This window comes from Novosphingobium sp. Sphag1I (genome assembly GCF_056279125.1).
Genome location: NZ_JBWBQS010000007.1, coordinates 1 through 12,385 on the forward strand (window position 1 = coordinate 1; position 12,385 = coordinate 12,385).

General features: G+C 60.2%; 13 protein-coding genes. 4 read left to right on the forward strand and 9 right to left on the reverse strand.

What is annotated here, in order from left to right:
- The 3 genes from ACZ9HU_RS09370 to ACZ9HU_RS09380 all read right to left on the reverse strand — a co-directional run.
- Window positions 1–91, reverse strand: a 91-nt coding sequence (locus ACZ9HU_RS09370) for an FAD-binding protein (protein WP_476104794.1), incomplete at its 3' end; no start/stop codon positions are given.
- 143 nt (window positions 92–234) lie between these two features.
- The gene (locus ACZ9HU_RS09375) at window positions 235–1,143 is read right to left on the reverse strand and encodes a LysR family transcriptional regulator (RefSeq protein ID WP_476104451.1); all 909 of its coding nucleotides are present in this window, start codon (window positions 1,141–1,143) and stop codon (window positions 235–237) included.
- A 96-nt stretch (window positions 1,144–1,239) separates the two neighbouring features.
- Window positions 1,240–3,453 (reverse strand): TonB-dependent receptor, encoded by a 2,214-nt coding sequence (locus ACZ9HU_RS09380; protein WP_476104452.1) that lies wholly within the window; start codon window positions 3,451–3,453, stop codon window positions 1,240–1,242.
- A 529-nt stretch (window positions 3,454–3,982) separates the two neighbouring features.
- On the opposite strand from ACZ9HU_RS09380, the gene ACZ9HU_RS09385 reads away from it, so the two are divergent.
- From ACZ9HU_RS09385 to ACZ9HU_RS09400, 4 genes are read left to right on the forward strand one after another with little or no spacing between them, the layout of a single operon-like run.
- Window positions 3,983–5,191, forward strand: a complete 1,209-nt coding sequence (locus ACZ9HU_RS09385; RefSeq protein ID WP_476104454.1) for an MFS transporter — start codon at window positions 3,983–3,985, stop codon at window positions 5,189–5,191.
- 5 nt (window positions 5,192–5,196) lie between these two features.
- Window positions 5,197–6,198 carry a sugar phosphate isomerase/epimerase family protein gene (locus tag ACZ9HU_RS09390; protein ID WP_476104456.1) on the forward strand — a complete coding sequence of 334 codons (1,002 nt, stop codon included), beginning with the start codon at window positions 5,197–5,199 and terminating at the stop codon, window positions 6,196–6,198.
- Window positions 6,198–6,584 carry a C-glycoside deglycosidase beta subunit domain-containing protein gene (locus ACZ9HU_RS09395; RefSeq protein ID WP_476104458.1) on the forward strand — a complete coding sequence of 129 codons (387 nt, stop codon included), beginning with the start codon at window positions 6,198–6,200 and terminating at the stop codon, window positions 6,582–6,584. The genes ACZ9HU_RS09390 and ACZ9HU_RS09395 overlap by 1 nt, the downstream gene beginning before the upstream one ends.
- On the forward strand, window positions 6,581–7,930 hold the full coding sequence (locus tag ACZ9HU_RS09400) for a glycoside hydrolase family 1 protein (RefSeq protein WP_476104460.1): 1,350 nt from the start codon (window positions 6,581–6,583) through the stop codon (window positions 7,928–7,930). The genes ACZ9HU_RS09395 and ACZ9HU_RS09400 overlap by 4 nt, the downstream gene beginning before the upstream one ends.
- Window positions 7,931–7,963: 33 nt before the next feature.
- Here ACZ9HU_RS09400 and ACZ9HU_RS09405 read toward each other — a convergent pair whose 3' ends face one another.
- From ACZ9HU_RS09405 to ACZ9HU_RS09430, 6 genes are all read right to left on the reverse strand, one after another.
- The gene (locus tag ACZ9HU_RS09405) at window positions 7,964–8,590 is read right to left on the reverse strand and encodes a MarC family protein (protein ID WP_476104462.1); all 627 of its coding nucleotides are present in this window, start codon (window positions 8,588–8,590) and stop codon (window positions 7,964–7,966) included.
- A 41-nt stretch (window positions 8,591–8,631) separates the two neighbouring features.
- Window positions 8,632–9,270: a hypothetical protein gene (locus ACZ9HU_RS09410; RefSeq protein WP_476104463.1), complete on the reverse strand. Its 639-nt coding sequence runs from the start codon at window positions 9,268–9,270 to the stop codon at window positions 8,632–8,634.
- 56 nt (window positions 9,271–9,326) lie between these two features.
- Complete coding sequence (gene folD, locus ACZ9HU_RS09415) at window positions 9,327–10,241, reverse strand: bifunctional methylenetetrahydrofolate dehydrogenase/methenyltetrahydrofolate cyclohydrolase FolD (RefSeq protein ID WP_476104465.1); 915 nt, start codon at window positions 10,239–10,241, stop codon at window positions 9,327–9,329.
- Window positions 10,238–10,531 carry a YggT family protein gene (locus tag ACZ9HU_RS09420; protein WP_476104467.1) on the reverse strand — a complete coding sequence of 98 codons (294 nt, stop codon included), beginning with the start codon at window positions 10,529–10,531 and terminating at the stop codon, window positions 10,238–10,240. Before ACZ9HU_RS09420 ends, folD begins: the two co-directional genes overlap by 4 nt.
- Window positions 10,532–10,692: 161 nt before the next feature.
- A complete protein-coding gene (gene argB, locus ACZ9HU_RS09425) occupies window positions 10,693–11,619 on the reverse strand; it encodes an acetylglutamate kinase (protein ID WP_476104469.1) in 927 nt (308 codons plus the stop codon).
- Window positions 11,620–11,661: 42 nt separating this feature from the next.
- The gene (locus tag ACZ9HU_RS09430; protein WP_476104470.1) at window positions 11,662–12,330 is read right to left on the reverse strand and encodes a queuosine precursor transporter; all 669 of its coding nucleotides are present in this window, start codon (window positions 12,328–12,330) and stop codon (window positions 11,662–11,664) included.
- Between the last annotated feature and the right edge of the window lie 55 nt (window positions 12,331–12,385).

Genomic DNA, 12,385 nt, shown 5'->3' on the forward strand with positions numbered 1-12,385 from the left:
CCGTGACATTATGCCCCGCCTTGCAAAGCGCTATCGCGCTCGTCAGGCCCCCAATGCCCCCACCAATGACAAGTATGTCGAGTTTGTTCATGGCCGCGCCTCATGCGCGGCGCCGATGTGCTGGCGCATATGCTCTCCCTATGCGCCGCGACGGGCGCGTTGATCGGGGGCATTTAGGGGGAGAGTGGTCAATCTGTAAAAGTCATTATCTGGATCAATAATGATAGATTGAATTTATGATATAGCCTGTGCCGCCAAACGCAATTGCTCGCGCAGCCAGATCAGGCCCGCATCATCCCGGCGCGCTTCATGAAACTGCACCATTTCACGCAGGCGGGGAAAAGGAAAGGGCATCGGCGCGAAAGCCAGATCGAATTGCGGCATCATCGCACGCACCAACCGTTTGTGCAGCACGGCCAGGCGCATCGTGTTTTGCAGGAACCATGGCACAGAGGCAAAAGAGGCGACCTCGATATCGATCCGGCGCTGGCGCCCCATGCGGGCCAGTTGGGTGTCGGCAAAGGTCGCGGCGCGGCGTGAACCCAATGCGACGCCGACATGGCCGCAGGCAAAGAAATCATCAGCCGTCAGCCCTTTGGCAAACAGTGGGTTGCCCGCCCATCCGACCACGACCTGTTCTTCTTCGTAAAGGAATTCAGAGGGATGCCAAGGCGCCAGCAATTGTTCCGGCGCGATCAGCAGGTCGATCTGACCGCCATCCAGATCGTCGGCATTGCGCTCGGTCGGCTGCATCACTTCAAGCTGTATATGGGGCGCGGCGGCGGTCACCCGTTCGGCCAGCCCGACCAGAACCGCGACCATGACATAGTCAGACGCGTTGATGCGGAACCGGCGCGTGGCGGTTGCCGGATCAAAACCGGCGGGTGTGGCAATGGCCTGTTCAACGCTTTGCAGGCTGCGCTGGATTTGCGGAAAAAGTGATTCGGCAAAGGGGGTGGGGTGCATGCGCTTGCCCACCTGCACCAGCAATTCATCGCCAAAGAACGCCCGCAGGCGGCGCAAGGACGCGCTGGCGGCGGGTTGGGTCAGGCCCAGACGTTCGGCCGTGCGGGTGACGCTGCGCGTTTCCATCAATGCGGAAAAGACGACCAGCAGGTTGAGGTCGAGCTGTTTGAAACGCATTTTAGCCATCCCTGTGTTTATGGGAGAGGCGATAAATCAAAATCAGAAATAATGAAAGCGGGGCAGGCGCCATGCCCGCCCCGCCTTTGGAGATGATCAGAATTTCAGGCTGCCGCGAATGCCGAAAGTGCGCGGTGGCTGGAACTGATAGGTGTTCTTGTTCGCCACATAGTTGCGCCCGGCATTGGCCAGAACGACCTTGTCGGTGAAGTTGCGGATAAAGGCGTCAATCTGCCAATTGCCGTGGGCCGGTTTGAAATTGATCGAGGCATTGCCCGTGACATAGGCGTTCGAACGCGTGTCGGCGTCGTTGAACACGTCATAATAGAAGGACGAGGAATATTTGCCGTCGATACGCGGGGTGAACGTGCCGAACCCGGCCTCAACCGCCTTTTCCACGCCAAAGGTGGCGACGAAACCGGGCGCGTTTGGCAATTTGTGGCCGCTGATGTCGCGGGTGGTGCCCGCTCCGTCACGCACCGAAATGCCCTTGCCAAATTCGGTGTGGAGCAGGGCGATATTGCTGTCGAGGCGGAAGCCATGGACCAGCGCGATCGTCTGCAATTCGGCGCCCATGATCTTGGCCGAACCGACGTTGAAAATGCCCGAACCGCCCGACAGCGCATCGGTGCTGCGCGAGGCCTGATAGCCGCGATAGTCGAAATAGAAGGCTGCCGCATTCACCTGCAAATTGTTGTCGAGGAAGCGGTTCTTGGTCCCCACTTCCCATGCCGACAGCTTTTCCGGTTCATAGGAAACCGAGGCGGCCGATCCGTTCGAGTTGAAACCGCCCGCCTTATAGCCGGTGTCAAACTTGGCATAGACGAGGCTGCGCGGGGTGACCTGATAATCAAGGCCGACGTGATAGGTCGGCTCGCTGCTGTTCATATTGCCGTTGCCGGGGGTGATGATGGACATGGCCGGGGCAAATGGGCTGGCCAAAGCGGGCAGGAACAGCACCGCATTGCCCGTGCGGAATTTGCTGTCCCAGGTGTTGCGGGCGCCCAGCGTGAGCTTGACTTGATCATTGATGCGATAGGCGATCTGTCCAAACACCGCGTTCGACTTGGTGGCGATGTTGTAATCGAATTTGATGCCATAGCGGTCCGGCTGTCCCATCGCGGCCAGCGGGCCGCCCGGGGCGAACAATCCGGTCATCTGCACATTGTACAGGCCCGAATTGATGATGTTGTCTTCCTTGAAATTGAACCAGCCCAATTGGAAGAACAGGCGGCTGTTGGCATTGTTCGACAGGCGCACTTCATGGTTCCATGTCGTGGGGTCTTCGGCCTGAACAAATTGGCGCACCGCCGGATAGACCGGGCCGGTAGCATCGGTGCGGTGGCGGAAGCTGCTCTTGTCATAACCGCCGGCGTAGATCAGCGAGAGGCCGGCGGGCAGGGCGTCATAGACCGCTTCCCAACGGACACGGTCCGCGGTCAGGCGCGTCATGGTCGGCGCGGTATTGGCAAAGCTGCGCGCATTGCCGAAATCGGGGCGCACGGCGATGGTCGAATCCATTGTCACGTCGCCGACATTGTCGATCTCGTCATGCTGATAGGACGCCCAGAGCTTGAGCCCGTCGAGCGGTTTCCAAACGCCCTGAATGCGGCCCGACCCGACCTTTTGGTCATCGCCGCGCAAGGGGGTGCCGTTATAAATGCCGGTCAGGTTGCGATAGCCATCATGCGAGTGATAGGTGCCCGATGCGCGCAATTGAACCTTGTCCGATGCGGCCCAGTTGACCCCGGCATCGGCGTCGAAGGCATTGTAATTGCCGGTGCCCAGGCTGACATAGCCCTCGTTGCGGTTGGTCGGGCGATTGGTGATGATCGAGACAAGACCGCCGGTCGAATTGCGACCGTTAAGCGTGCCTTGCGGGCCTTTGAGCACTTCGACACGGGCGACGTCATACATCGATGATTGGATGTTGAACGAGCGGTTGGTGTAGAAACCATCGCGCGCAATCGGCACCGACGGGTCGCCGGTTTCGGTGGTGTCGGTCGAGGCAATGCCGCGCACCGCGACATAGGCGGCGCCGGTGTTGCTGGTGATGTTCAGGCTGGCGTCAATGCTGGACAGGGCCTGCATGTTCGACACGCCCTTGGCGGCCAGATCTGCGCCGGAATAGACGGTCAGCGCGATGGGCGTCTTTTGCGATGAGGTTTCCACGCGCGATGCGGTGACGACGATTTCCGACAGGCCCGCAGATTTGGGCGATTCGGCGGCGGGGGCTTGCTCGGCGGCAAAGGCCGGGATGGCAAGCATGCTGACGGATGCGCAAAGCGCTGCGGCAAGACCGCGATTCATGGCAATTCTCCCTGATGGGCCGAAATGACTTCGGCGCTCTTACAAAATTAAAACTATTGTTCTAGATAATGAGCGTTTCTGCGGCCTGTCAATATGGATCGCTATGGCCACCGTTGCGGGTGTGCAACACAAAGGTGGTTTGCAGGGTGGAGGGCGATACGCCGACTTGCCCGATCGCCCGTTTTTTCCGCGAAAACCAATAGAGCAGCGTGATGGTTTTTTATCGAAAACAACTATCGCTGCATCTGCTCGGAATGCTCGCATTTGCGGAATTTATGGCCATTTTCGCGCAATCATCCGTCGAATCATGCACTATGCTTTGCCCTGTTTCATAAATGGAATTGATGGCTTGGCGATCAGTGCGTTTGCGCCCTCGAATCGGCCCATGATCCTGTTCCAGCCATGCCGATTTCCAAGGTCGCGACAATCATCGCCTTGACAAAAGCACGAGCCCCCATTTAGATTTCAGAATAAGAGTTCTAAATAAATTATGCGACGGCCATGGTCAGTCCGCAATCGGGAGAGAGTCTTGAGCGTCCATTCCCAGGCACCGCGCAAAGCCGGTGCAGCGCAAGGCATCACGTTGGTGACGGTTGCCTTTTTGCCCATTGTGGCGATTGTTTCGATGTTTCCGGCCGTGCCCGCGATCATCGATCATTTCGCCGCGCGCGATCCGGCCGCGATTGCCAAAGTGCCCGCGATGGTTTCCGCGCCGGGCCTGACCATCGCCTTGCTGGCGCTGTTTGCCGGTTTACTGGTCGATAAATTCGGGCGTCGCAAATTGCTGCTGGTGTCGACGGCGCTCTATGGCTTTGTCGGCGTTGCGCCCTTTTTTCTTGACTCGATTGACCAGATCTATGCCTCGCGCCTTGCCCTTGGCGTGGCAGAGGCCGCAATCCTGACCACGCTGAACACGCTGGTGGGGGATTATTGGGACGCCAAGGACCGCCGTTTCTGGCTGACCATTCAGGGCCTTGCCGGACCGGTTCTGGGCAGCGCGGTGATCCTGCTCTCCGGCTATCTGACGGCGGTGCGTTGGAATGGCATCTTCCTTGTCTATGCCATCGGTTTTCCGGCTTTTCTGGCCAGCGCGCTTTTCCTCTATGAACCGGACAGCGACGAGACGGCGCGCAAAATGCTGGGCATGGACGAAGGGGGTGAGCCTTTCCCATGGCGCAACGTACTGACCTATGCGGGCGTGACGCTGCTGGGCAGCGCGCTCTATTACGTGTTCATCATCAATGGCGGCATTGTGTGGCAGGAAATCGGGGTCAGGGATTCGGCCACGATCGGCCGTTTGACCACGGTCCCCAGCCTGTTTGTGATGGCGGGCGCGGGGCTGTTCTGGTTCACGGGCAAGTTTGGGCCGCGCTGGCAATTGTTCACGCTCTTTGGGCTGTTGGGCGCGGGGCTGGTCGTCATCGGGCTGATCCATGACTGGCGCGGCATGTTGGTGGGCATGGCCATTCAGCAAACCGGCGCGGGCATGGCGGTTCCCTGCCTTGTCGCTTGGGCGCAGAACCATTTGCCCTTTGCCCATCGCGGGCGCGGGATGGGCATCTGGACCGCCTGTTTCTTTTTCGGCCAATTCACCTCGCCGCTGCTGGTCAGCCTGTTGCGCGAACATTTCGGCCATATGCAGGGCGCCTTTGTGGCGGCGGGGGTGTTTGGCCTCGTGTCCGCCGTGCTGGTGCTGATTGTTGTTTCGGGGCGCGAAACCGCCCCCACCGGAGCGTGAAAATCATGACATCGAAAATCAAACGGGGCATCAGCCTCTACAGCTTTCAGGAAGAGATGTTCCTTGGCAAAATGAGCGTCGAGGATTGCGTGGCCTTTGGCGCGAAGATCGGCGCGCCGGGCATCGAAATCCTGCCCGAACAGAATATGCCGACTTTCCCGAACATCAGTGATGCGCAGGTGGGCGAATGGCGCGATATGCTGGCCCGCCATGATGCGCATTTCACCTGTTATGACATGTTCCTCGACACCAAGCGCCGCAAGGACCGCCTGATGAGCGACGAGGAACAGGTCGAAAGCATCCATCGCGACCTGATCCTGTGCAACCGGCTTGGCATCAAAAACATGCGCATCCTGATCTTTGTGCGCCCCGACATCCTCGAAAAATGCGTGGCCGTAGCCGAAAAGCTGGACGTGCATATGGGGGTCGAGGTCCATGCGCCATGGCATCTGGAACATGCATGGATCCTGCGCACGATCGAGGTGGCCGATCGCCTTCAGACAAAGCATCTTGGCATCCTGCCCGACATGGGCATTTTCATGAAGCATTACCCGCCCGCCTTCCGCGCCCGTTTCGAACGCCAGGGCGCCCGCCCCGAAGTCTGCGACTTTATCGTCGAGCAGCACGAGCAGAAGGTGATGTGCGAATACACTATCTTTGAAGTCGCCGTTAAGATGCAGGGCAACAAGGCCGAGGTCGCCATGGCCGAAACCCTGCGCCACGCCCCCTATGCCAACCCCAAGCGGATCGGCGATTACGCCCCTTATTTCCGCCATATTCAGGCCAAGTTCTATGAAATGAACGAGGACTGCACGGACCCTGCCATCGCCTATGACGAGGTGATTCCGGCGCTGGTCAAGGCGGGCTGGGAAGGCACGCTTTCGTCCGAATATGAGGGCAACCGCTGGATTCAGGACGTGCATGAAGTCGACAGCCGCGAACAGGTCCGCCGCCAGCATGTGATGTTCGAACGCCTGATCGCCAAGGCGGAAGCGGAGTTTGCGTAATGTTTGACAAATATATCATTGACCCCGCCTCGGTGCAGAACACCGGCCCTGCCGAGGCGCCCACCGGCTTCTCCTTCACGACAAAGCTGGGCTATTATCGCGGCCTTGGTCTGTCGATGGTTGAGGATCTGAAAGTCTCCATCGACGGTGAAGCTTTGCCGCGCGAAGCCATCACGTTTGATGAAGGCCCCGGTCCGTTGACGTTGGATCAGATGGAAACGGCCTTTGACCGCCGCTGGCCCTTTGGCGCGCCCGCGACGATCATGGTGGCGCTGCCGGGTGGCTTCCCCAAGGGCGAGCACAAGCTCTCGCTGCAACAACGGCTGCGCATTTCGTATATGCCGTTCCCGTCCTTCAACAATGATGAAAAGGTGATCAGCCTGTGATCGACCGCAGGGCCATGCTGGGCGCGACGGTTGCCCTTTCCACAGCGGCATCCTCGACGCTAGGCGGGGCCCTGCACGCCGCAGGCAAGGAAAAGCCGTTCAACTCGGCTTTCCCCAAGGGCTTCCTTTGGGGCGCGGCCACGGCGGCACATCAGGTGGAGGGCAACAATACCTCCTCTGACGTGTGGTTTCTCGAACATATGAAACCCACTGTCTATGCCGAACCTTCCGGGGACGCAGCCAACAGTTTTCTGTTGTGGGAGACCGATCTCGATCTGGTCAAAAGCCTTGGTTTGAACACCTATCGCTTCAGCCTTGAATGGGCGCGGATCGAACCGGAGCAGGGCCAGTTTTCCATCGCCATGCTCGATCATTACAAGGCGATGATCGAGGGGTGCCACGCGCGCGGCATCACGCCGGTCGTCACCTTCAACCATTTCACCACGCCGCGTTGGTTTGCCGCGCTGGGCGGTTGGCATGGAGATGATGCGCCTGCGCTTTTCGCACGCTATTGCGACCGCGCGGCGCGCCATCTGGCGGGCGGCATGGCCTATGCCACAACGCTGAATGAGCCGAACCTGTCGGGCAAGCTGGGCGAATTGCTGCCCGGCGATTTTCTGGGCGCGGACAAGGCGATGGTGGAGGCCGCCGCCAAGGCTTTGGGCGTGGCGCTTTATCAACCGGGCAACCCGCTCTACACGCCCGATGGCGCCCGCACGCAAAGGCATCTGCTCGAAGGCCACCGTCTGGGGCGCGCCGCGATCAAGGCGGTGCGGGGCGATCTGCCTGTGGGCGTCAGCCTTGCCATGCTGGATGAACAGGCGGCGCCCAATTTGCCCAAGGGCGCGGTCAGCCTGCGCGATGCAAAGCGTGAGCATTTCTATGGCGATTGGCTGCGTCTGGCCAAGAGTGATTGCGATTTCCTGGGCATCCAGAATTACGAACGCAGCGTCTGGACCGATAAGGGCAAGCTGCCCAATCCGCCAGGTGCCGTCACCAACACGATGGGGGCCGAGGTCTATCCGCCCTCGCTGGCGGGCGTGGCGCGCTATGCCTATGCGCAGACCGGCCTGCCGATCATGGTGACCGAACATGGTGTGGGCAGCGAGCATGATGAAATCCGCGCCAACCTGATCCCTGCGGCGCTGACGGAACTCAAAAAGGCGATGGATGATGGCGTGCCCGTAATCGGCTATTGCCACTGGAGCCTGATCGACAATTACGAATGGGTGTTTGGCTATCGCATCCGTTTTGGCCTGTGCGCGTTCGACCGCACCACATTCAAACGCACCCCCAAGCCCAGCGCCGGGGTGCTTGGCCGGATTGCGCGCGCCAATTCGGTTTGATGGTTTGCGGGGTTTTGGGGCGGGGTTTTGGGCTTAATGCCCCAGAACCCCGCGCACCCCGTCAATCACATATTGCACTGCCAGCGCCCCCAGCAGCACGCCCAGAACGCGGGTGATCACCGCTTCGACCCGGCTGCCCAACAGGCGCATGATCGGCCCGGCGGCCAGCAAGGCAATCCCGGTCAGCAAAAGAACGCTGATCAACGCGGCCAGAACAACCGCCGCGCCCGTCCGGTCGGTGGCATGGCCCATCATCAGCATGACCGTGGCGATCGATCCCGGCCCCGCGATCATCGGCATGGCCATGGGGAAAACGCTGATGTCTTCATGGGGTTCGGGCGTGTGCTTGACCTTTTCGAGCCTTTCCTCGCGCCGCTGGGTCCGCTTTTCAAACACCATTTCCAGCGCGATCAGGAACAGCATCATCCCGCCCGCGATGCGGAACGCATTCAGCTCAATCCCCAGTGCGGCCAGCAACCCTTTGCCGAACAGGGCAAAGGTGATCAGGATCACGCTGGCAATGAAACTGGCGCGGATGGCGGTGCTGCGCGCGGCCTGCGGTGTATAGTTGGCCGTCAACCCGCCATAAATTGGCGCGCAGCCAACCGGATCGATCACCACAAACAATGTGGCGAAGGTGGAGATGAAAAGTTCAAGCATGACCCACTCTTAACCCAGCCCGCAGGCCGGCGAAAGGGGGGCTATCTTGAAGAGCGTTCGAGGACCGCGGTCATCTTGTTCCCGATCTTCACGCTGACGCTATAATCACGCGTGCCATCGGGCCGGGCCGAGGTTTTCCATTCGATCGAGTGATCGCTGCTTTCCCCCGACAGATATTCGCCGGCCGCGATGGGCGTAAACTCCAGCGCCTTTTGCCCGCGCGGCCCGCATTCGGCCACTTTGGCTTCGGCCCATTCGGGTTCGGCCATTGGTTTTTCGGTCACGCCGCCCTGATCCAGAACGAAGAGATACTGGCCCTTCTTCTGACGCTGCCAAATGGTCGAAAACCAGCCATGGGCCGCGCCCTGTTGCCATCCGCCATAGGAAATCGCCGTCGCCCCGTCACAGCTCATCCAGACATTGTGGACCTGCCATTGCAGCGGCTGAGCGGGATTACGCTGGCTTCGGGCAAAGTCCTGCACGCGCACGACCTTGTCGCCGTCGAACATTTGTGCGTCGGGGGCGGCATGGTCGCGAAAGGCGTTCCATTGGCCCTTGTCCCGCACGGCGCGGGCAAAGCCGATTTCGCGCGCGATAATGTCGCTGGGCAGGGCGAACATCGTGGCCATGCCCTTGGGTGGGCGCTGGGCCATGGCGGGGGCGCACAGTAATGCCGTCACCGCCAATGCAGGCAAAGCCCGCCTTCCAAATTTTGCAAGAAAGGCGGGCTTTGTCATCAGATCGAATGCTCCGGCAGATCCGCCGTGGCCAGCGCCAGACCTTCATGCGCATAAGCGGCCACCAGCGCATTGCGCAGCAGAACCGCAATCGTCATGGGGCCAACGCCGCCCGGCACCGGAGTGATGGCGCCCGCCACCTGAACCGCGCCTTGATAATCCACATCGCCCACGATCCGGCCCTTGGTTTTGCCTTCGGCGGGGGGCAGGCGGTTGATGCCAACGTCAATCACGGTCGCGCCCGGCTTGATCCAGTCGCCCTTGACCATTTCGGGCACGCCAACGGCGGCCACAACAATGTCGCTGCGCCGTACGATATCGGCCAGATGTTGGGTGTAACGATGCGCGATGGTGACGGTGCAATTGGCCGAGAGCAGCAGTTGCGCCATGGGCTTGCCCACAATGTTCGACCGCCCGATCACAACCGCGTTCAGGCCCTTGAGATCACCCAGACGATCTTCGAGCAGCATCAGACAGCCCAGCGGGGTGCAGGGCACATAACCGGCCTGACCCACGGCCAGACGGCCCGCATTGGTGACGTGGAAACCATCGACATCCTTGTCCGGGTCGATGGTGGCGATCACCTTCTGTTCGTCCATGTGACGGGGCAGGGGGAGCTGAACCAGAATGCCATCGACGGCCGGATCGGCGTTGAGCTTTTCCACCACGGCCAGCAATTCGGCCTCCGTGGCATCCGCCGCCAGCTTGTATTCAAAGCTGTTCATGCCCGCGGCGACGGTCTGCTTGCCCTTGGAGGACACATAGACCTGGCTGGCCGGATCTTCGCCCACCAGCACCACGGCCAGACCCGCCTTGCGACCAGCCTTTGCCTCGAATTCACCCGCCAGCACGCCGATGCGCGTGCGAAGCCGTTCAGCAAATTCCTTCCCGTCGATTACTTTGTTCTCGCTCATCCGTAATGATTCCCAATGTAAACCAGCAAGATGATGACGATGCGAATCAGCACCAGCAGCGCCATCGGCGATAGGTCAAGAAAGCCGGTGTTCGGCATTACCCGCCGGATCGGCCTCAAGAGCGGCTCCAGAATCGCGTTGAGCGCCTGCCAGATGCCCGAAACCAGCGGATTATGCAGGTTCACGACATTGAAGGCGATCAGCAGCCCGAGAACGACTTGCACCAGAACGGCCGTTGACACGATATCGGCCAACAACAGCAGAATGGGGATAATCACTTCGTTAATCACGGGGCGCTTCCTCTCCCAATGGCAGAGCGCGTGACCTAGCCGAGCAAAGCCACGCGCGCAACCGGAGCGCTGAGGAAGGTTTGTAAGTGTTACTTACAAATTTTGCAAGAGCGTAAGAATAGGCTTGCAGTGGATTCCTGCAAAACTTCGCAAAATGCCCGTTATGCCTTGCGGATCAGCGTGCCTGCGCCCTTGCTGGTGAAGAATTCCAGCAACATGGCGTGGGGTACGCGGCCATCCAGCACGACCGCCGCCTCGCAGCCTGCCTCAACGGCATGGGTGCAGGTGGCCAGCTTGGGAATCATGCCGCCGCTGATCGTGCCGTCTTCTGCCAAAGCCTCGATATCGGCCGGCGTCAGGTCGGTCAGCAGGTTCTTGTCCTTGTCCAGCACGCCCGGAACGTCGGTCAGCAGGAACAGGCGCGCGGCACCAATCGCAGCGGCAATTGCGCCCGCCATCGTGTCGGCGTTGATATTATAGGTTTCACCATCATGGCCCACCGCGATCGGGGCGATGACCGGGATCAGGCCGGCGCTGGACAGGGTTTCAAGGATCGAGGTGTCGATATGATCGGGCTCGCCCACATAACCAAGGTCCACCACGATGGCCTCGCCGCTGTCGGGGTCTTCGATCGCCTTGCCCAGCTTTTGCGCCTCGACCTTGCGGGCCGTGACCAGAGCGCCATCCTTGCCGGAAATGCCGACGGCCTTGCCGCCCGCCTTGCTGATCCAGCTGACCAGTTCCTTGTTGATTGCGCCCGACAGGACCATTTCGGCCACTTCGGCGGTGGCCTTGTCGGTCACGCGCAACCCGTTGATGAATTGCGATTCGATGCCCAGAGCCTTGAGCATCCGGCCAATCTGCGGGCCGCCGCCATGGACGACCACGGGGTTGATGCCCACGGCCTTCAAGAGCACGATATCCTCGGCAAAATCCTGCGCCAGCGCGGGGTCGCCCATGGCGTGGCCGCCATATTTCACGACGAAAGTGCGCCCTTCGTAACGCTTGAGATAGGGCAGGGCCTCAATCAGCGTTTCGGCTTTGGCGAGCAGGGATGCGTTAGAATCGAGATGCGGGGTTTCGGTCATGGGGCGCCGTTTACCGCGCTTTTGCCGGAATAGAAGTGTTTTTTACGCCCGACGCGCGCCATCAAGCCAGCGCCCAAGCGCGACAAACAGATAGATCAGCGGCGGAACCATGATGGTGGAGAGCACCAGCTTGGAAATGATCTGACCCTTCATCAACGGACCAAGGTCGAGCACGCCGTAAAAGCTGATGGTGATGAAGATCAGCGTATCGACCACCTGACTGAGCAAACTGGCCAGCCATGCGCGCATCCACAGCAATTTACCATCGCGCCCCGCCGCCAGCCGCGAGAATACATAGACGTTGAGCGTTTGCGATGTGCCATAGGAGCAAAGCCCGGCAAATTGCATCCGCGCGCCCTGACCCAACAAATGGGCGAAGGCGGCCTGATCGGTCCAGAACGGGGCGGGCGGCACGGCGTGGATGACGATCATCAACAGCGCCATCGACACGATCAGCGGCACAAAGCCAAAGCGGACCAGTTTGTTGGCCGTGGCCGTGCCATGCAACTCCGCCGTCGCGCTGGCCAGGACGACCAGAATGAGGAAGGCGAAAATCCCGCTCTCCACCGCCAGATTGCCCAGCAAAGGCCATGTGCCAAGATCGGCGATCTTGGTCCCCAAAACGCCCGCCAGAACACACAGGCCCCCATAGAGCAGGGCGCCTGCGAAAAGCGAAAGCGGGATGTTGGGCGCGGATTGTGGCTGGTTCATTACAGGGGTTTAGCGGGGTGGTTTTGGGGGCGCAAGAGGGGGAGCGGTGCCTCCG